Genomic DNA, 18,625 nt, shown 5'->3' with positions numbered 1-18,625 from the left:
ATGGACCGCCACGTCCGCCGCACCGCCCGCGCCTGGCGCCATGCCGCCCGCCATCCCGCGGTGGTGGTGCAGGTGGTCGAGTCGCGCGGCTCGGCGCCGCGCCATGCCGGCACGCGCATGCTGGTGTCGGCGCGGGAGGCGGTGGGCACCATCGGCGGTGGCCACCTGGAGCTGAAGGCCATCGACGCCGCGCGTGCGATGCTGGCCGAAGGACAGGCCGCATTCCAGCGGCACTATCCGCTGGGCCCGGCGCTGGGCCAGTGCTGCGGCGGCGCGGTGACGCTGGCCTTCGACTGGCTGGACGATGCGGCCCTGGCCGCCTGGCCCGAGCCCGAGCCGATGTTCCACCTGCAGCTGTACGGTGCCGGCCATGTGGGGCAGGCCATCGTGCGGCTGCTGGCCACGCTGGATTGCCGGGTGGACTGGATCGACGAGCGGGAGGACCAGTTTCCGCCCGCCGATGCCTTCGTGCCGGCGCCGGACCACATCCGCGCGCTGGCGGTGGATGCGGTGGAAGGTGAGGTGGACGCTGCGCCGCCCGGGGCCTTCTACCTGGTGCTGACGCACAGCCACGACCTGGACCTGCGCATCACCGAAGCCATCCTGAAGCGGGGGGACTTCGGCTTCTTCGGCCTGATCGGCTCGGCCACCAAGCGCGCGCGCTTCGTGCACCGCATGGAAGCCAAGGGCATGGCGCCCGAGACCCTGGACCGCATGCACTGCCCCATCGGCGTGGAAGGCATCACCGGCAAGGAGCCGGAGGTGATCGCGATGGCGGTGGTGGCGCAGCTGCTGCAGCAGCGCCGGCCCGGGGCCTGAGGGCAGGCCCGGCAGGCGTGGGGTCAGTGCACGCGGTCGCTCAGGCAGACCGCGGGCGGGCAGTATTCCCGGCCGACCACGGCGCGTGCGTACAGGTAGTTGTCCCGCGCCCGCTCGCTGAGCGAATCCAGGTGCACCTGGCCGCGCTCGTCACACGGGAAGGTGAGTGCGCGTCCCGAGTGGAACAGCGACTCGAAGCGCAGCTCGTAAGCGGCTTCGGCGTGGGATGCAGTGGAAATCATGGCATCGCTCCCGGTGGGTGGATGGGTACATCGTCCTTGGTGCCAAGCGTAGGCACCACCCCCTCTGATGCGCCATGTCCCACCACCTCAAGGGTGTGTCGGCACCCCACTACGAAGGACGTAGCAAGTTCGCCTACAGGCTGTGAGACGTGGCGCCGCCGAACAGCCGCTGCGTGACGAGTTGCGGGTCGGTCAGCGTGCGCACGGCCTGGTAGGCGTCCTCCGCCTGCGGATGCACCCGCCGCAGGAAGTTGAGCCACTGTTTTAGCCGGCCCGCCTGGTGACGCGCCTCCACACGCAGGCGGATGAGCTGCCAGAAGTCGGCCAGCCGCGGCTGCAGTGCCGGCCAGCCCACCGCCTGTTCCGCGCCGCGGATGGCCAGCGCCAGGCCGGGGTCGGCCACCATGCCGCGGCCCAGCATCAGCGCGTCACAGCCCGACACCTCGGTGCAGCGCAGCGCGTCGGCCACGGTCCAGATCTCGCCGTTGGCCACCACCGGCAGCTTCACCGCGGCGCGGATGTCGGCGATGCGCTCCCAGTAGGCGGGCGGCCTGTAACCATGGGCCTTGGTGCGGGCATGCACCACCAGTTCCTCGGCGCCGCCGGCCTCGATGGCCTGCGCGCAGTCGATGGCCAGGCGGTCGTCCTCGAAACCCAGCCGCATCTTGGCCGACACCGGCATGTGCGCCGGCACCGCGCGGCGGACGGCTTCCACGATGCGGCCGACCAACGGCGGGTCCACCAGCAGGGCGGCGCCGCCGCCATGGCGGTTGACCACCTTGGCCGGGCAGCCGAAGTTGAGGTCGATGCCGGCCGGGCCGAGCGAGGCCAGGCGCTGCGCGTTCTCGGCCAGGCAGGCCGGGTCGGAGCCCAGCAGCTGCGCCCGCACCGGCACGCCGGCACGGGTGCGGCCGCCGTTGTGCAGCTCCGGCATCACTCGCACGAAGGCCTTCTCCGGCAGCAGCGTGCCGGTGACGCGGATGAACTCCGACACGCAGCGGTCGATGCCGCCGACGGCGGTGAGGGTGTCGCGCAGGGCGAAGTCCAGCAGGCCCTCCATCGGGGCCAGCAGCAAGCGGATGGTCACGGGAACGAAACGGTCTCGGGCAAAGCCGGGAGTATCAATGCGCGGCGGCGGGGGCCTTGCCACGCAGGCGCTGCACCCCCATCACCACCGCCAGGATGATGGCACCGGCGATGGCGCCCACCACCATGTTGGCCAGGTTGGCCACCAGCCAGCCCGCCACGCCCCCGAGTGGCTCGGCAAAGCCCTCGATGGCATGGGCCACCGGTCCCACGCCGTGCACCAGGATGCCGCCGCCCACCAGGAACATGGCCGCGGTGCCGGCCACGCTGAGGAACTTCATCAGCCAGGGCGCGGCGGCCAGGATGCCGCGGCCCAGGGCCTGCAGGCCGCCGCTGCCGCTGCGGCTGAGCGCCAGGCCGGCGTCGTCCAGCTTCACGATGCCGGCCACCAGGCCGTACACGCCCACCGTCATCAGCAGCGCAATGCCCACCAGCACCATCACCTGGGTGGTGAAGGGCGCGTCGGCCACGGTGCCCAGGGTGATGGCGATGATCTCGGCCGACAGGATGAAGTCGGTGCGGATGGCGCCCTTGATCTTGTCCTTCTCCAGCGCCACGAGGTCCACGTGGCTGTCGCCCAGCGCCTGCACATGGCGGGCGCGGGTGGCGGCGTCTTCCTCCTTCGAATGCAGGAACTTGTGCGCCAGCTTCTCCACGCCTTCGAAACACAGGAAGGCGCCGCCCAGCATCAGCAGCGGCGTCACCGCCCAGGGCGCAAAGGCGCTGATGAGCAGCGCCGCCGGCACCAGGATCGCCTTGTTGACGAAGGAGCCCTTGGCCACCGCCCACACCACCGGCAGCTCGCGGTCGGCCTTGACGCCGGTGACCTGCTGGGCATTGAGCGCCAGGTCGTCGCCGAGCACGCCGGCGGTCTTCTTGGTGGCCAGCTTGGTGAGCACGGCCACGTCGTCCAGCACGGAGGCGATGTCGTCGATCAGGGCGAGCAAGCTGGAACCGGCCATGGAGGCACCTTCAGTCGGAAATGGCCGCGCGGGAGGAAGCGGGCGCGGCAGCCGCGGGGGCGCTCAATCGTGCCCCGAAGGACCTGCAGCAATCGACGTGCGCGCGTCGGCTTCCCACCGCGCACGCAGGGCCTCCCAGCCGTCGTGGCCCAGGTCGGCCAGGGTGCGCTGGTTCACCTCGAAGATGGCCTCGGGCTCCGGGAAGGCGGCCACCGCGCGGTCGATGCTCTCCTCGCGCAGCAGGTGCAGCATCGGATAGGGCGACTGGTTGGTGGCGTTCTCGATGTCGCCGGGCTCGGTGCCTTCGAAGCGGTATTGCGGGTGGAAGCTGGCCACCTGCAGCACGCCTTCCAGGCCCAGGTCTTCCAGCAGCGCGTCGGCGGCGTCCAGGAACTGGTTGTAGTCGTCGAAGTCGGTGAGCACCGCCGGATGGATCAGCAGGCAGGTGTCGGTCTCGGCCGGGTCGGTGGCGGCCAGGGCCTGCATCTCGTCGGCCAGCTGCTGCAGCAGCGCCTCGGGCTCGGGCGATTCGCACACCGCGAAGCGCACCTGCCCGCGCACGTGCACCGCCTTGGCAAACGGGCACAGGTTCAGGCCGATCACCGCATGCTCCAGCCAGGCCCGCGTCTCGGCCACCGCCTGCTGCGCGCTCACGGCGGGCATCAGGCCGCTCCCTGGCTGGCGGCTTCGGGCAGCAGGCCGCGCTGGCGCAGCATCGGCTCCACCACCGGCGGCCGGCCGCGGAAGGCCACGAACGCCTCTTCCGGCGCCACGCTGTTGCCCGCCGCGTAGACATGGCGCAGCAGCCGGCCGGCCACCTGCGCATCGAACGGGCTGCCGGCTTCCATGAAGGCGTCCCAGGCATCGGCGTCCAGCACCTCGGCCCACAGGTACACGTAGTAACCCGCCGCATAGCCGTGGCCGGCGAACAGGTGCTGGAAGTGGGTGAAGCGGTGGTTGATCCCGGCCGCATGCGGCAGGCCGCGCTCGGCCAGCACCTGCGCCTCGAAGGCCACCGGATCGGCCGGCACCTGCGCCAGCGGCAGCGCATGCACGGCCATGTCGGTGAGGGCGCTGCCCACGTAGCGCACCGCCTCGTAGCCCTGGCCGAAGCGCTCGGCGGCCTGCAGCCGCTGGACCAGCGCCTGCGGGATCGGCTCGCCGGTGTGCACGTGGCGGGCGTGGCGCTGCAGCACCTCGGGCTCGGTGGCCCAGTGCTCGTACAGCTGCGAAGGCAGCTCCACGAAATCCCGCAGCACCTGGGTGCCGGCCAGCCGTTCATAGCGCACGCTGGACAGCAGGCCGTGCAGGCCGTGGCCGAACTCGTGGAACAGCGTGCGCACATCGTCGAAGCCGAGCAGCGTGGGCTCGCCGGCCGCGGCCTTGGCGAAGTTGTTGTTGTTGACGATGATCGGATGCACCTCGGCGCCATTGCGGTGCTGGCGCCGGTAGGCGCTCATCCAGGCGCCGCTGCGCTTGGTGGGCCGCGCGAAGTTGTCGTGCAGGAACAGGCCCACCACCCCGCCCGCGGCATCGCGCACCTCGTAGGCCTTGACGTCGGGGTGGTAGAGCTGCAGCTGCGGCTGCTCGGTGAACTGCAGGCCGAAGAGGCGCTGCGCACAGTCGAAGGCCGCGGCCACCATGCGCTCCAGCGAAAAGTACGGCTTCACCTCGGCATCGTCGATGGCGTAGTGGCGCTGGCGCACCTGCTCGGCCCAGTAGCGCCAGTCCCACGGTTCCAGCGTGCCGGTGTCGCCGGCTTCGGCGCGCAGCGCATCGATCTGCGCGCGCTGGCGGCCCATGGTGTCCACCGCGCGGGTCCACACGTCGTCCAGCAGCCGGGCCACCGCGGCCTGCGTGCCGGCCATGGTGTCGGCCAGCGTGAAGTCGGCAAAGCTGGCATGGCCGTGCAGCGCGGCCCGCTCGGCACGCAGCTGCAGGATCTCGTGCACCAGCGCGCGGTTGTCGGTGGGGCCGGCATGCTCGCCGCGGCGGGTCCAGGCGCGCCAGGCCTGCTCGCGCAGGTCGCGCCGGGCGCTGAAGGTGAGGAAGGGCACGATCAGCGAGCGCGACAGCGTGATCACCGGCTGCGGCAGCTGCCGCGCACGGGCCGCCTCGCGTGCGGCCGCCAGCACGAAGTCCGGCAGGCCGGCCTGCTCGGCCGCCGTGGGCAGCGCCAGCTGCCAGCTGGATTCGTCGGCCAGCACGTTCTGGCCGAACTGGGTGGTCAGCGTGGCCAGCCGTTCCATGATCTGCGCATGCCGCGCGCGGGCCTCGGGCGCCAGCCGGGCACCGGTGCGCACGAAGTCCAGGTGCACCCGCTCGACCAGGCGCAGCTGCTCCGGGTCCAGGCCCAGCTCGGCGCGGCGCTGCCACACCGCATCGATGCGGCGGAACAGCGGCTCATGCAGCGAGATGGCGTTCTCGTGCGCCGCAATGCGCGGCGCCAGTTCGCGCTGCGCCTCACGCAAGGCGGGCGTGGCCTCGGAAGCGGCGAGGTTGGCGAAGCAGCCTTCCAGGTCGCTCATCAGCCGGCCCGATCGGTCGAAGGCGGCAACGGTGTTGTCGAAGTTGGGCTCCGCCGCCTGCTGGGCGATGGCGTCCAGCTCCTGGCGCTGCTGCTGCATCGCCACCTCGAAGGCCGGCGCGAAGTGCGCGGCCTCGATCTGCGCGAAAGGCGGCAGGCCGTGCGGCGCGGTCCACGGGGCCAGCAGCGGGTTCGACGATCGAAGGTCCGCGCTCATTTGCCCGCCTTGATGGCTTTTTCGTCGTCCTCGCGATAGCGGCGGTCGGCGCAGTCGCGCAGCCAGGCCTGGCGCTGTTCCTCGGCGGCGGCGGTCTCGGCCGCCAGCACCGCCTGCTTCTCGTTCCAGGCGGCGGCGCGAGCGTCGTGCACCTTGGACTGTTCGTTCAGCGTGTTCACCGCGGCGTCGTAGGCGGGCTGCAGCGGCGCGCCTTCGGCCTGCAGCGCGGCGGCATCGGTCTTGAGCTGCTTTTCCTCGGCCTGCAGGGCCTGCCGCGCGGTGTCGTCGGCGGCGGGCTGGGCGGCCTTGGCATTGAAGGCCTGGATGCGGCCGCTGAGCTCGCGCATGCGCTCGTTGAGCTGGCGGATGGCCTGGCCCTTGGCCTCGGCATCGGCCTTCAGCGGCTGCAGCGATTGCGAGAGCTTGACCACCTCGGCCCGCTCCGCATCCAGCGCCGCCTTGCTGGCCTCGGCGGCGACCCGCCGCTGCTCCACGTCGGCCTCGCGCTTCATGCAGGCGCGCAGCTCTTCCTTGGTCATGATGGGTGCCTTGCTGTTGGTCTTGCCGACAGGCACCTGCGCCAGGGCCGACGCAGCCGGCGCGATCAGCGCAGCGGCGGTCAGCAGCGGGAAAAGTCGCTTCAAGTTCGGGCTCCCGGTAGGAAGGTTCGCAAAGCCGGGATGATGCCATCCGGGCCTGGCAACCTCCCGCGCCGGTCACCCGAGCGACGCCAGCACGCGGTCGACCATGTGGCCGCTCTGGCCCAGGTAGCCGGCCGGCTCGCACAGCGCGGCCAGCGCGTCGCGGTCCAGGTGGCGGCTGATGTCCGGGTGCGCGGCCAGCAGGTCCAGCAGCGGCCGCTGCTGCTGCACCGCATCCCGGCACAGGTCGTACACCAGGTCGTGCGCCGCCTCGCGGCCCAGGTAGGGGCCCAGGCCCATCATCACCGCCTCGCTCATCACCAGGCCGTGGGTGATGTCGATGTTGTGGCGCATGCGGGCCTCGTCCACCTCCAGCCCTTCCAGCACGAAGCGCGACTGCTTCAGCGCACCGGCCATCAGGCAGAAGGCCTCGGGCAGCACGATCCATTCGATCTCCCACGGGCCGGTGGAGCGCTCGTGGTCGGCCACCATCGCATCCATCAGCGCGGCCGCATGCTGGCGCACCACCGAGATGGCCGCGTGGATGTAGCAGCTGCTGATCGGGTTGCGCTTCTGCGGCATGGTGCTGCTGCTGCCGCGGCCGTGGGCATAGGGCTCGTACACCTCGGCCACCTCGGTCTGCATCATCAGCTTGACGTCCATGCTGAGCTTGCCCAGCGTGCCGCCCACCAGGCCGAGGAAGGCGCCCACCTCGGCGATGTTGTCGCGGATGGTGTGCCAGGCGATCAGCGGCTGCTGCAGGCCCAGCTCGGCGCACAGGCCGGCCTGCGTCTCCATCGCGCCGGTGGACAACGAGGCCAGCGTGCCGGCCGCGCCGGCGAACTCGCCCACCAGCACCCGAGCCTTCAGCTGCACCAGCCGCTGGCGGTGCCGCTCGATGGCGGACAGCAGGCCGGCCATCTTGTAGCCGAAGGTGACGGGAATGGCCTGCTGCAGGTTGCTGCGGCCGATCATCGGCGTGTCGCGGTGGCGGCGCGCCAGCTGCGCCAGCGCGGCGCTGATGGCGGCCAGCTCGTCGTCGACGATCTGCAGCGCCTCGCGGATCTGCAGCACGGTGGCCGTGTCGGTGATGTCCTGGGTGGTGGCGCCCCAGTGGCAATACTCGCCCAGGCGGTCGCGGCACAGCGCATTGAGCTGCGACACCACGCCCAGGATGGGGTAGCCGATGCGCTCGGTCTGCTGGCGCAACTTGGCCATGTCGATCTCGTCGAGCCGGCAGTGGCGCACGATCTCGTCGGCCGCCTCCTGCGGTATCAGCCCCAGGCGGCCCTGCACGATGGCCAGCGCGCGTTCCACGTCCAGGTACTTCTGCGTGCGGTTCTCGTCCGACCACACCTGGCGCATGGCGTCCGACGAGAAGATGCCCTGGAAGATGGCGGAATCGATGAGGGTGGAAGGCATGGGAGCCCTTTCCTAGAAGGTGTGGCGGATGCCGGCTTCGGCACCGGTGGAACGCTGGCCGCCGGCCAGCCCGGCCGGGCCGCCAGGCACGCTGAAGCTGGCGCCGCCGCGGTTGTCGATCACCGAGGCGGTGGCATACAGCGCGCTGCGACGGGACAGGTTGTGCACGTAGCCCAGGCCCCACTGCCGCGCTTCGTTGCCGCCGATGCCGGCGGTGCCCACGCGGCCGGAGAAATCGGCCCGGTTGAACGAGAACTTCAGCTCGTGCGCACCCACCGGCACCACCAGGCCGACCAGCAGGTTCAGCTGCCGTGCATCGGGCAGCTCGAAGCGCCGCACGGCCAGGCTGAGCCGGCCGAAGCCCAGCGCATAGCTCGCGCCCAGGGCCGTGTCATGGAAGCGCTCGTCGTCGGGCAGGGCCGGCTCGGTGGCCGTGTGCGCGGCCGACAGCACCCAGGCGCCGCCGGCCCAGCCGATGCGGGCACCGGCCAGCTTGTACTGCCCGCTGCCGGCCGCGCCGCCCTCGCCGGCCGCAAGCATCACGCCGCCTTCCAGGCCGGCCAGGCCCGTGGGCAGCAGCCATTGCACGGCGTTGCTGGAGCGCACCGTGGTGTTGGCCGTGGTGCCGAAGGCCGAGCGGATGGGCCCGCGTTGGCTGGCCGCCACCAGGTTGTTGGAGCCGGCCACGCCCACGTAGCTGAAGGGATCGAAGCGGCTCCAGCCGGTGTAGCTGGGCACGAAGTCGCGGCCGGCGCGCAGCTCGCCCCAGGCCTTGGCGGCCAGGCTGAGCGTGCTGCGGCGGTCCCAGAACTGCGTGGCCTGCACCGCGGTGCCGGCGTCGGCGGCGATGCCGTGCTCCAGGTGGAAGCCGGCCGACAGGCCGCCGCCCAGGTCCTCGGTGCCGCGGATCACCAGGCGGCTGGTGGCGTTGGAGCCGCTGACCAGCGACTGCATGCTGCCCAGGCCTTCGTTGTGCACCGTGCGTGCGGCCAGGTCGACGATGCCGGACAGCGTGACGCTGGACTGGGCCAGCGCCGGTGCCGCGATGGCGGTGGCGGCCAGGGCGGCACCGGCCGCGTGGCGATGGTGGAAGTGAAGGGCGCGCATGCTCACTCCACCGTCAGCCGGGCATCGGCCACCACGCGCTTCCACTTGGCCAGCTCGGCCTTCACCAGCGCACCCAGCTCGGCCGGGCTGCTGGTCTGCACGTCGGCGCCGTTGTCCTCGAAGCGCTTGACCACCTCGGCATCGGCCAGCACCTGGTTGACGGCCTTGTTCAGCTTGTCCACCACGGCCTTGGGCGTCTTGGCGGGTGCGAAGAGCGCATACCACTGGGTGACGTCCACGCCGTCCACGCCAGCCTCCTTCAGCGTGGGCACGTCGGGCAGCGCGGGCACGCGCTTGGGGCCGGCCACGGCCAGCGCGCGCAGCTTGCCGTTCTTCACATGCGGGTAGGCGGTGAACAGGCTGGGGAACATGAACTGCGTCTGGTCGGCGATGGTGTCGTTGACTGCGGGCGCCGAGCCCTTGTAGGGCACGCCCAGCATCACCACGCCGGCATTGAGCTTGAACAGCTCGGCCGCGAAATGCGGCGCCGTGCCGTTGCCGGCCGAGGCATAGGTGTACTTGTCGGGCTTGGCCTTGAGCTGCGCCACCAGGTCGCGCACGTCCTTCACCGGCACGTTCTTGCTGGCCACCATCAGCGTGGGCGAATAGCCCACCAGCCCGATGGGCTCGAAGTCGGCCACCGGGTCGTAGCGCAGCTTCTGCAGCGCGGGGTTCATGCCGTGGGTGGCGATGTAGCCCAGCATCAGCGTGTGGCCGTCGGGTGCGGCGCGGGCCACGTATTCGCTGGCGATGGAGCCGTTGGCGCCGGCACGGTTGTCGATGATGACCGTCTGGCCCAGCATGCCGCCCAGCTTCTGGCCGATGGTGCGGGCCATGGCGTCGTTGGCGCCGCCGGCGGCGGTGGGCACCACGATGGTGATGGTCTTGGTGGGATATGCGGCATCGGCGAGGCCGGCCTGCACCAGGGCGGGCGCGGCGGCCGCCAGGGCGGCGGACACCAGGGGGGCGATCAACTTCTTCACGGGCTTGTCTCCGTCCAGGGGTTTCGAGAACACGTAATCGGGGATGTGGATCTCCCCTTGCAGAATCTTTCGGGCAGTGCGCACCAGCGCCGCGCGCTGGATGCGGGCCTCGGCGCCCTCGCCTTCGATGGCCACGGCCACGTCGATGCGGCCTTGCGGATGCAGCACCAGCACGTTGCGCGGGCCGCTGCGCTGCCGCGCGCTGCTGGCCACCGTGCCGGGCAGCGCAAAGGCCCCAGCCACGCCGATGGCGCCGGTGACCGCATGCGATGCATGGCAGCGCCGCGGCGTGAAGTAGCGCGAGGTGATGCTGTCGGGCCCGTCGCCTTCGCTGACGATCACCGGCTTGGGGATCACGCTGTCGGACACGTCGCCCAGTCCCATCAGCTCGCCGGCCTGGCGGCGCAGCGATTCCAGCGTGGCCAGCAGCGGCGCGTCGGCATCGAGCACCGCCGGCGTCTCGCGCCCCGTGAGGCCCAGGCTGGCGGCCTGCACCACCATCAGCGGCATCGCCGCGTCGATGCAGGTGACGGCGATGCCGCCGATCAGGTCGGTGCGCCGGCCGGTGGGGAACACGCTGCCCGTGACCGCGCCCCAGGCATCGAGGAAATCGAGCTGGATGGGCGCCGCCGTGCCGGCCACGCCGTCGATGCGCACGCTGCCTTCGTACTGCACCCGGCGGCCGGGGGTCTGCACCGTCACGTCGATGCGGGCGCCGGTGTTGACGTTGTGCACCCGCACGCGGGTCTCGCCTTCCTGTGCGGCCACCAGGCCCTGTTCGATGGCGAAGGGGCCGACGCCCGACAGCATGTTTCCGCAGTTGGGCCGGGTGTCGACCGACTGCTGGCCCACGCCCACCTGGGCGAAGAGGTAGTCCACGTCGCAATCGGGCTGCTGGGAGCGCGACACGATGGCCACCTTGCTGGTGAGCGTGCTGCCGCCGCCCACGCCGTCCACCTGCAGCAGGTCGGAGGCGCCGATGGCGCCGATCAGCGCCTGGTCACGCGCCAGGTCGTCGGCGGGCAGCCATTCCCGCAGGAAGAACGGCCCGCGGGAGGTGCCGGCCCGCATCAATACGCAAGGAAGGGTGAGCTGTGCCATGGGTCGAATCATGGGCGGCCCATCGATGCGCGTGAATTGCACAGTGGGTATCGATTGATCCACACTGTCGATCAATCCGGAACTTGACGCGGCGCCTGCCATGGCCATCCACTTCGACCTGAACGACCTGCTCGCCTTCCGCGCGGTGGCGGAGCTGAACAACTTCCGCCGCGCGGCGGAAGCGGTGCACATCTCGCAGCCGGCCTTCAGCCGCCGCATCGAGAAGCTGGAGGAGGCGCTGGGCGTGCGCCTGCTCGACCGCACCACCCGGCGCGTGAGCCTGACGGCCGTGGGCCGCGACTTCGCGCGCAAGGTGCAGCAGATCCTGGACGAGCTGGACAGCACGCTGCTGGGCATCCGCGGCGTGGCGGCCACGCGCATGGGCGAGGTGACCATCGCCTGCGTGCCGTCGACGGTGTACTACTACCTGTCGCGGGTGATCCAGCGCTACCGCGAGGCCTACCCCAAGATCCGCGTGAAGGTGCTGGATGCCAGCGCCAATGCGGTGCTGGATGCGGTGTCGCGCGGCGAGGCCGACTTCGGGCTGAACTTCATCGGCGCGCAGGAGCCCGACATCGAGTTCTCGCCGCTGCTGGAAGAGCGCTTCGTGGCGGCCTGCCGGCGCGACCATGCGCTGGCGCGCAAGCGGCGCGTGACCTGGCAGGAACTGGCCGCCTTCGATTTCATCGCCGTGAGCAAGAGCTCCGGCAACCGGCTGCTGCTGGACCAGGCACTGGCCGGCGTGCACGGCCGCCCGCAGGCGGTGTACGAGGCGCAGCACGTCACCACGCTGCTGGGCCTGGTGGAAGCGGGCCTCGGCGTGGCGGCGGTGCCTTCGATGGCGATGCCGGGCAAGGACCATCCGTTGCTGGTGAGCATCCCGCTGGAGGAGCCGGTGGTCACGCGGCATGTGGGGCTGATCCGCCGGCGCGGCCGCAGCCTGTCGCCGGCGGCGCAGCAGCTGTTCGACTTCTTCGCGGAGCTGGAAGTGACCCAGTCGGCCCGCCGCAGCCGGCGACCGCGGAAAGTACAGGCGTAAAAAAACCGCGGCAAGCCGCGGTTCTTTGCTACCGAATCAGCGTGAGCTGATTACAGCGGGCGGATGTTCGAAGCCTGGGGGCCCTTCTGGCCTTGGGTCACTTCGAATTCAACGCGTTGGCCTTCGCTCAGGCTCTTGAAGCCTTCAGCGCGGATTTCCTTGAAGTGCGCGAAGAGGTCCTTGCCGCCTTGTTCCGGCGTGATGAAGCCGAAGCCCTTGCCGTCGTCGAACCACTTGACGATGCCGGTTTGCGTTTGCTTGGTGGACATGATGTTCCTTGGGTAAAAAGAAGCACGCGCAGCACATGCTGACGCGTGGCAGAGACACGCAAGAAATCACCAGGGGGAGAAATCCATACCGAGCCTGCCACCGAATGGGACAGGAAGATCGAATGACCTCATAGAGACGGTCTTGTGTATGCCTACCTAGCCAGTGTAACCCCGTTCAGGGGGTAGCGCCCCCGATTGCAAACTATTTCATTGCGGGCGGTACGAAATCCAGTATGCGCATCGCATTGGCCAGGCCCTGCTTCTTGGCGGCCGAGGCGCCGGCCCAGGCTTCGGGCTGCAACAGCCGCTCGTCCACGTTGCGCAGGTGGTAGTGCGCGCCGCTGGTGAGCGAGGCCAATTCGTCCCAGCCCACCGGCACCGACACGCCCATGCCCGGCCGCGCCCGCGGCGACCAGGCGGCCACTGTGGTGGCACCGCGGCCGTTGCGCAGATAGTCCACGAAGATCCGGCCCACGCGGTTCTTCGGGCCGCTCTTGGCCACGAAGCGGTCGGGCAGCGTCTGCGCCAGGTGCAGCACGATGCGCTGCGACAGCGACTTCACCGCGTCCCAGCCGAGCGACGGCTTGAAGGGCACCACCACATGCAGGCCCTTGCCGCCGCTGGTCTTCAGCAGCGATTGCAGGCCCAGCTCGTCCAGCAGCGCATGCACCAGCTGCGCGCCTTCGGCGATCTGCGGCCAGGCCACGCCTTCGCCGGGGTCGAGGTCGAAGGTCATGCGATCGGGCTGGTCGATGGCCGCGGTGGTTGCATTCCAGGTGTGGAACTCGATGACGTTGAACTGCACCGCGTTCAGCAGCGCCTCGGTGCTGGCGATCTCCATCAGCGGCGCATGCTCGGGGTCGAACGAAGGATCGAGCTGGAGCAGGCCCTTGATCTTGCCGCTGTCGTGCTTCTGGAAGAACAGCTCGCCGCCGATGCCGGCCGGTGCCCGCACCAGCGACACCGGCCGTGCGCGCAGGTGCGGCAGCAGCCGGCTGGCGGCGCGGGCCGCGTACTCGGCCAGCTCCTGCTTGGTGATGCCGGTGCTGGCGTCCACCACGCGGTCGGCATGCGTCAGCCGCAGGCCGGCAGGCAGCTTCACCGGGCGCGAGCGGGTGGTGGCCGCAGGGGCGGCGGGCGGCGCCTTGGCCTGCGCGCCGGCCGGCTTCTTCGCCGGCCTGCCCGCCGGTGAGCCTGACTGTCGAGGGGGCTCCACCGCCTGCTCCACGCCGATGGCCTGCGGCGGCTTGTCGCTGCGCAGGCCGTGGAACACCGCCTGGCGCACGCGGCCGTCCTTCGTCCATTCGGCGAACGACACCTCGGCCACCAGCTCGGGCTTCACCCAATGGCCCTTGATGCCACGCGGCAGCTCGGTGAACGGCGCCGCGTCGGCGGCCAACGGCTCGAGTTGTCTAGACAGGTCGGCCAGCGACTGCTGGTTGAAGCCGGTGCCCACGTTGCCTGCATAGTGCAGCGCGCCGGCCGCGTCATGCACGCCCAGCAGCAGCGCGCCCAGGCCGGTGCGGCTGCCCTGCGGATCGGTCCAGCCGCCGATCACGAATTCCTGCCGCTGCTTGCACTTGAGCTTGATCCAGCTCTTGCTGCGGCCGGTGGCATAGGGTGCATCGGCCCGCTTGCCGATCACGCCTTCCATGCGCATCTGGCAGGCGGTGTGCAGCAGGTGCGACGGCTCCACCGCGAAGTCTTCGCTGAAGCGGATGTGCGGCAGCGTGTCGGCGGCTTCGATGTGCTCTCGCAGCAGGCGGCGGCGCTCGCGCAGCGGCTGCTCGCGCAGGTCCTGGCCGTCCAGGAAGGGCGCGTCGAAGAGGTAGTACAGGATGTCCTGCGTGCGGCGCTGCTCGAACACGTTCTGCAGGCGCTGGAAGCTGGGCACGCCCTGCTCGTCCAGCACCACGATCTCGCCGTCCAGCCAGGCCGCGTCGATGCCGAGCTGCGCCACTTCCTTGGCCACGCCCCGCAGCTTGGCCGTCCAGTCGTGGCCGTTGCGGGTGAACAGCTTCACCTCGCCACCGTCGACGCGCGCCAGCAGCCGGTAGCCGTCGAACTTCATCTCGTAAAGCCACTCGCCATCGGGCGGCACGCCATCCACCAGCGTGGCCAGCTGGGGCTGCAGGGCTTCGGGCAGCGGCACGCGAGCCCGGCGCGCGGCAGGCTTCGCCGCAGCGGCCTTGGCGGCGGCGGTCTTGGCGGCACTCTTGGCGGCGGTCTTGCGGGTGGCGGGCTGGGCAGCCGGCTTCTTGCGCGCCGTCTTGCGGGCGGCACCGGGCTCGCCGATGGCGGCGTCGCTCAGCACGCTGCCGGGCTCGGCCTCGGTGACGCTGTATTCGCTGGCCGGGCGCACCGCGTCGTCGTGTTCCTTGATGAGCAGCCACGGCGTCTGTCGCTCGTTGCCGCGGCCGCGCATGCGCACCAGCGTCCAGCGGCCGGCCAGCTTGTGGCCGTGGAGGGTGAACTTGAGCTTGCCGGCGGCCAGCCCTGACCGGGCATCACCTTCGGGCTGCCAGGTGCCGTTGTCCCACACGATCACCTGGCCGGCGCCATAGTGGCCTTCCGGGATGGTGCCTTCGAAGCGCGCATAGTCCAGCGGGTGGTCTTCCACCTCCACGGCCATGCGGCGCTCGTGCGGGTCGAGGCTGGGGCCCTTGGGCACGGCCCAGCTCTTCAGGGTGCCGTCCAGCTCCAGGCGGAAGTCGTAGTGCAGCGAGCGGGCCGCATGCTTCTGGATCACGAAGTGCAGGCCGCTGCCGCTGGGCTGGCCGCCCTGCGGTTCGGGCGTGGCGCTGAAGTTGCGCTTGTCGCGGTAACGCTGCAGCGGATCGGCCATGGGCAGGGGATGTTCTTCCAGGAAGGTCAGTGCGGCCACCAGGCCACCAGGCCCAGCAGCGTGGCGAAGCCGATCCAGACAATGGAGGGGTACAGCCACACGGCGGCGGCGGCGCTGGCCCGCTGCACGCGGCGCGTGGTCAGCAGCACCAGGGCCAGCGAAGCCAGGTTGGCCGCGGCTGACAGGCCCGCATCGAAGCCCAGCGTCAATGCCGGATAGGCCAGCGACCAGGCCATCAGGGCCACCACCCAGCGCGCCGCGCGCCGGCCCACCGCGCCGGCCTGCCACACGCGCCAGCGGGCCATCCCCCACATGGGAAAGATCAGCACCCACATCAGCCCGACGAACCAGCCGGGCGGTGCCAGGCGGAGGCTCTCGAAGCCGTCACTGCCGCCCCGCACGCCGGTGGCGAAGAGCAGGCCGTTGCCCACCAGCACCAGCAGCAGGGGCAGACCCATGCTCCACCAGCGCGCGGCGCGGGTGGGCCGGTTCCACGGCGCAGTGGGCTCGGCAAGGTCCTGGCCGCGTCGAAGAGGCGGCAGCGGCGGGCGGGTGGCGGTGGTGGTCATGGGTACGGCAGCGTTTGCGCCGATCATGGCCGCGGCGCCCCGCAGGACCCGTCGGCGCCATTCGCAACAGGTTGTAGGACGGGGGCTCAGGCCGCGCAAGCGGCGCCGGGCTGCATGAACGGCCTGCCCGCATCCTCCTCCGCCTCGGCCAGCAACCATTGGCGGAACGCCACCAGTGCCGGCCGGTGGGCATGGGCGGGTGGGCAGCACAGGTAGTAGCCGCGCGGCAGGATCACCGGCAGGTCGAAGGGCACCGCCAGTCGGCCCGACTCCACCTCGGCCCGCACCAGGCAGCGCTGCACCAGGGCCACGCCCATGTCGGCCAGTGCGGCCTGCACCAGGATGCTGACCTGGTCGAAGGCCGAGGCCAGCACCGGCTGCACATCGGCCGTGCCCACGGCCTGGAACCACAGCGCCCAGTTGGCCGGGGAGGTGGTGTGGCCCAGCAGCGGTTCGGCGGCCAGTGCGTCTGGCGTGGCCCAGGCCCGCGCCGCGGCCCGCCGCGGGTGGCACACCGGCACCACCTGGCGGCCGATCACCTCGTCGCAATGCCAGGCCGGCCACTGGGCCGGGCCCAGGCCGGTGAGCAAGGCCGCATCGGGCGCGGCGTTGCCGCTGAAATCCTCGTCCTTGCGGTAGGGCACGAAGCGCAGCGTGACCTCCGGATGCAGCCGCTGGAAGCCCGCCAGCCGGGGCACCAGCCACACGCTGGCCAGCGTGGGCACCACGGCCAGCGCCAGCGTGGGGGCGCCGGCCGGTTGCCGCAGCCCGGCGCTGGCCTGCTCGATGGCCGCCAGCGGCGCCTGCACCTGATGCAGCAGCCTGCGGCCCGCCTCGGTGAGCACCAGTCCGGCCGGCTGGCGCAGCAGCAGCGCCTGGCCGAAGTGCGCTTCCAGCCGCGCCACCGCGCGGCTGATCGCACCCTGTGTGACGCACAGCGCCTGCGCCGCGCGGGTGAAGCTGCCGCTGCGGGCGGTGGCCACGAAGGCGTGCAGCTCGGACATCGAAGGGGAATGCAGCCGCATGGCAGGCGGTATGAACAAAGGTAATGCGCGAGTGCCGGATTGTCGTTTGTGCCCGCGGCCGCCCTGCACCAGACTGCGCCGCCATGAGCATCCACCGCCTTCCCTCCCCCGGCCGCCGCGCCGCCTGCCTGGCGCTGGCCGCGTTGGCCACGGCCGGCCTGGCTCCTGCCACCGCGCAGGAGGCCTATCCCAGCCGGCCCATCAAGCTGATCGTGCCCTTTGCGCGGTCAAGGACTTCGCGCCGGTGACCAACGTGGCCACCGTGCCCAGCGTGTTCGCGGTCAACCCCAAGGTGCCGGCCAGGACGATGCAGGAGTTCATCGCGCTGGCCAAGGCCGAGCCCGGCAAGTACGCCTTCGCCTCGCCGGGCACCGGCTCGCTCGGGCACGCCAACATCGAGCACTTCATGTCGCTGGCCGGCATCGACCTGCTGCACGTGCCCTACAAGGGCGCCGGCCTAGCGATGACCGACGCGGTGGCGGGCCAGGTGGATGCCATCACCGACAACCTGCCCTCGGCGCTGACGCACATCAAGTCAGGTCGGCTGCGCGCGCTGGCGGTGCTGTCGGAGAAGCGCTCGCCGATGCTGCCCGACGTGCCCACCTACGGCGAGCTGGGCTTTGCACCCATGGGCGGCGGTGGCTGGTTCGGCGTGGTGGCGCCCGCCGGCACGCCGGCGCCGGTGATCGCGCGGCTGAACACGGCCATCCACAAGGCCATGCAGCACCCGGAGTTCATCCGCAAGATGGACGAGTCGGGCGCGACGCTGATCCCCGGCACGTCGGCCGACTTCGCGCGGCAGATCCAGGCCGCCATCGACCGCTACCAGCGCGTGGCCAAGGTGGCGCGCATCAGCGCCGAATGACGATGGACCGCGCGCCCTTCACGCTGCTGGCGCCGCAGGCTGCGCCGCTGCCGCTGGTGTGCGACTCACCGCACAGCGGCGTCGACTACCCGGAGGACTTCGGCCATGCGGTGCCGCAATGGCTGCTGCGCCGGGGCGAGGACACCCATGTCGACGCACTGTGGTCCGACGTGCCGGCGGTGGGCGGCACGCTGCTGGCCGCGCACTTTCCGCGCACCTACATCGACGTCAACCGCACGCTGGACGACCTCGACCCCGCGCTGCTCGACCAACCCCTGGCCCACGCCGCTGAACCCCGGCGAGAAGACCCGGCTGGGCTACGGCCTGGTGTGGCGCAACGTCAATGCGGCCACGCCGATCTATGCGCGCAAGTTGTCTGTACAAGAGGTGCAGCAGCGCATCAGCCGCTGCTATGTGCCCTACCACGCGGCACTGGCCGGCGCGGTGGACGAGGCCATGCAGCGCTTCGGCCGGGTGTGGCACCTGAACCTGCACTCCATGCCCAACGACGCCTACGAGCGCCTGGGCATCCAAAGCCCGCATCCGCTGGCCGACTTCGTGCTGGGCGACCGCGACGGCAGCACCTGCGCGCCCGAGTTCGTGGCGCTGGTGGAAGCCGAGCTGCGCGCCCGCGGTTACACCGTGGCCCGCAACGACCCCTACAAGGGCGTGGGCCTGATCGCCAAAATCGGCCAGCCGGCGCTGGGCCGCCACAGCCTGCAGGTCGAGCTGCGCCGGCCGGTGTACATGGACGAGGCCACGCGCGAGCGCAATGCCAACTTCGCGACGGTGCAGGCCGACCTGGCGCAGGTGCTGTCTGCCATCGCCCGGTACATCTCGTCGAACGTCGGCACGCTGCGCCGGGCCTAAGCCCACATCCCGGCGGCGGCCCGGGGCGTGGCCGAC

Annotated in this window: 16 protein-coding genes and 2 pseudogenes; 5 read left to right on the top strand and 13 right to left on the bottom strand. The window is 71.0% G+C overall.

The features are described from left to right. Positions 1-819, top strand: a complete 819-nt coding sequence (gene xdhC, locus LRS14_RS27925; protein WP_257801919.1) for a xanthine dehydrogenase accessory protein XdhC — start codon at positions 1-3, stop codon at positions 817-819. Between the two features lie 23 nt (positions 820-842). Here xdhC and LRS14_RS27920 read toward each other — a convergent pair whose 3' ends face one another. From LRS14_RS27920 to LRS14_RS27880, 9 genes are all read right to left on the bottom strand, one after another. Further along, positions 843-1,061 carry a hypothetical protein gene (locus tag LRS14_RS27920; RefSeq protein WP_046114881.1) on the bottom strand — a complete coding sequence of 73 codons (219 nt, stop codon included), beginning with the start codon at positions 1,059-1,061 and terminating at the stop codon, positions 843-845. 133 nt (positions 1,062-1,194) lie between these two features. Beyond that, positions 1,195-2,121 carry a tRNA-dihydrouridine synthase gene (locus tag LRS14_RS27915; protein WP_046114918.1) on the bottom strand — a complete coding sequence of 309 codons (927 nt, stop codon included), beginning with the start codon at positions 2,119-2,121 and terminating at the stop codon, positions 1,195-1,197. Positions 2,122-2,182: 61 nt separating this feature from the next. Then, the gene (locus tag LRS14_RS27910; protein ID WP_046114880.1) at positions 2,183-3,109 is read right to left on the bottom strand and encodes a DUF808 domain-containing protein; all 927 of its coding nucleotides are present in this window, start codon (positions 3,107-3,109) and stop codon (positions 2,183-2,185) included. A 63-nt stretch (positions 3,110-3,172) separates the two neighbouring features. Beyond that, entirely contained in the window at positions 3,173-3,772 is a 600-nt protein-coding gene (locus LRS14_RS27905; protein WP_257801918.1) for a DUF1415 domain-containing protein, read from the bottom strand. Next, complete coding sequence (locus tag LRS14_RS27900) at positions 3,772-5,853, bottom strand: M3 family metallopeptidase (RefSeq protein ID WP_257801917.1); 2,082 nt, start codon at positions 5,851-5,853, stop codon at positions 3,772-3,774. Before LRS14_RS27900 ends, LRS14_RS27905 begins: the two co-directional genes overlap by 1 nt. Next, positions 5,850-6,497, bottom strand: a complete 648-nt coding sequence (locus LRS14_RS27895) for a hypothetical protein (protein WP_046114877.1) — start codon at positions 6,495-6,497, stop codon at positions 5,850-5,852. The genes LRS14_RS27900 and LRS14_RS27895 overlap by 4 nt, the downstream gene beginning before the upstream one ends. 72 nt (positions 6,498-6,569) lie before the next feature. Beyond that, positions 6,570-7,916, bottom strand: coding sequence for an adenylosuccinate lyase family protein (locus LRS14_RS27890; protein WP_046114876.1), 1,347 nt, complete (start codon positions 7,914-7,916; stop codon positions 6,570-6,572). Positions 7,917-7,928: 12 nt separating this feature from the next. Continuing rightward, entirely contained in the window at positions 7,929-9,023 is a 1,095-nt protein-coding gene (locus LRS14_RS27885) for a porin (RefSeq protein WP_257801916.1), read from the bottom strand. Between the two features lie 2 nt (positions 9,024-9,025). Continuing rightward, positions 9,026-11,107: a 4-oxalomesaconate tautomerase gene (locus tag LRS14_RS27880; RefSeq protein WP_257801915.1), complete on the bottom strand. Its 2,082-nt coding sequence runs from the start codon at positions 11,105-11,107 to the stop codon at positions 9,026-9,028. Positions 11,108-11,207: 100 nt separating this feature from the next. Here LRS14_RS27880 and LRS14_RS27875 point away from each other — a divergent pair, with 100 nt between their 5' ends. Beyond that, entirely contained in the window at positions 11,208-12,146 is a 939-nt protein-coding gene (locus tag LRS14_RS27875) for a LysR family transcriptional regulator (RefSeq protein WP_257801914.1), read from the top strand. A gap of 50 nt (positions 12,147-12,196) precedes the next feature. Here LRS14_RS27875 and LRS14_RS27870 read toward each other — a convergent pair whose 3' ends face one another. From LRS14_RS27870 to LRS14_RS27855, 4 genes are all read right to left on the bottom strand, one after another. Then, positions 12,197-12,415, bottom strand: coding sequence for a cold-shock protein (locus LRS14_RS27870; RefSeq protein ID WP_046114872.1), 219 nt, complete (start codon positions 12,413-12,415; stop codon positions 12,197-12,199). Between the two features lie 202 nt (positions 12,416-12,617). Beyond that, a complete protein-coding gene (ligD, locus tag LRS14_RS27865; RefSeq protein ID WP_310740890.1) occupies positions 12,618-15,299 on the bottom strand; it encodes a DNA ligase D in 2,682 nt (893 codons plus the stop codon). Next, on the bottom strand, positions 15,287-15,829 hold the full coding sequence (locus tag LRS14_RS27860) for a TspO/MBR family protein (protein WP_257801913.1): 543 nt from the start codon (positions 15,827-15,829) through the stop codon (positions 15,287-15,289). Before LRS14_RS27860 ends, ligD begins: the two co-directional genes overlap by 13 nt. 86 nt (positions 15,830-15,915) lie before the next feature. Then, positions 15,916-16,854: a LysR substrate-binding domain-containing protein gene (locus LRS14_RS27855; RefSeq protein ID WP_257801912.1), complete on the bottom strand. Its 939-nt coding sequence runs from the start codon at positions 16,852-16,854 to the stop codon at positions 15,916-15,918. Positions 16,855-16,937: 83 nt separating this feature from the next. Between LRS14_RS27855 and LRS14_RS30840 the strand changes: the two genes are divergently transcribed. The 3 genes and pseudogenes from LRS14_RS30840 (at position 16,938) to LRS14_RS27845 (ending at position 18,589) form a co-directional block, all read left to right on the top strand. After that, positions 16,938-17,102, top strand: coding sequence for a hypothetical protein (locus tag LRS14_RS30840; protein WP_404977632.1), 165 nt, complete (start codon positions 16,938-16,940; stop codon positions 17,100-17,102). Continuing rightward, positions 17,081-17,719: pseudogene (locus tag LRS14_RS27850) on the top strand (tripartite tricarboxylate transporter substrate-binding protein); the annotation flags it as partial. The gene LRS14_RS30840 and the pseudogene LRS14_RS27850, both read left to right, overlap by 22 nt. After that, a pseudogene (locus LRS14_RS27845) lies at positions 17,716-18,589 on the top strand (N-formylglutamate amidohydrolase). The pseudogenes LRS14_RS27850 and LRS14_RS27845, both read left to right, overlap by 4 nt. Positions 18,590-18,625 lie beyond the last annotated feature (36 nt).

This window comes from Aquincola sp. J276 (assembly GCF_024700035.1).
GTDB lineage: Bacteria > Pseudomonadota > Gammaproteobacteria > Burkholderiales > Burkholderiaceae_C > Aquincola > Aquincola tertiaricarbonis.
The sequence above is the reverse complement of the archived record's forward strand: the minus strand, read 5'-3'. Positions and strand labels throughout refer to the sequence as shown.

Excerpts from the sequence above, each read along its gene's own strand:
- xdhC (WP_257801919.1), top strand. The coding sequence starts at position 1 with ATGGACCGCCACGTCCGCCGCACCGCCCGCGCCTGGCGCCATGCCGCC.
- LRS14_RS27920 (WP_046114881.1), bottom strand. The coding sequence starts at position 1,061 with ATGATTTCCACTGCATCCCACGCCGAAGCCGCTTACGAGCTGCGCTTC.
- LRS14_RS27915 (WP_046114918.1), bottom strand. The coding sequence starts at position 2,121 with ATGGAGGGCCTGCTGGACTTCGCCCTGCGCGACACCCTCACCGCCGTC.
- LRS14_RS27910 (WP_046114880.1), bottom strand. The coding sequence starts at position 3,109 with ATGGCCGGTTCCAGCTTGCTCGCCCTGATCGACGACATCGCCTCCGTG.
- LRS14_RS27905 (WP_257801918.1), bottom strand. The coding sequence starts at position 3,772 with ATGCCCGCCGTGAGCGCGCAGCAGGCGGTGGCCGAGACGCGGGCCTGG.
- LRS14_RS27900 (WP_257801917.1), bottom strand. The coding sequence starts at position 5,853 with ATGAGCGCGGACCTTCGATCGTCGAACCCGCTGCTGGCCCCGTGGACC.
- LRS14_RS27890 (WP_046114876.1), bottom strand. The coding sequence starts at position 7,916 with ATGCCTTCCACCCTCATCGATTCCGCCATCTTCCAGGGCATCTTCTCG.
- LRS14_RS27885 (WP_257801916.1), bottom strand. The coding sequence starts at position 9,023 with ATGCGCGCCCTTCACTTCCACCATCGCCACGCGGCCGGTGCCGCCCTG.
- LRS14_RS27880 (WP_257801915.1), bottom strand. The coding sequence starts at position 11,107 with ATGGCACAGCTCACCCTTCCTTGCGTATTGATGCGGGCCGGCACCTCC.
- LRS14_RS27875 (WP_257801914.1), top strand. The coding sequence starts at position 11,208 with ATGGCCATCCACTTCGACCTGAACGACCTGCTCGCCTTCCGCGCGGTG.
- LRS14_RS27870 (WP_046114872.1), bottom strand. The coding sequence starts at position 12,415 with ATGTCCACCAAGCAAACGCAAACCGGCATCGTCAAGTGGTTCGACGAC.
- LRS14_RS27860 (WP_257801913.1), bottom strand. The coding sequence starts at position 15,829 with ATGACCACCACCGCCACCCGCCCGCCGCTGCCGCCTCTTCGACGCGGC.
- LRS14_RS27855 (WP_257801912.1), bottom strand. The coding sequence starts at position 16,854 with ATGCGGCTGCATTCCCCTTCGATGTCCGAGCTGCACGCCTTCGTGGCC.
- LRS14_RS30840 (WP_404977632.1), top strand. The coding sequence starts at position 16,938 with ATGAGCATCCACCGCCTTCCCTCCCCCGGCCGCCGCGCCGCCTGCCTG.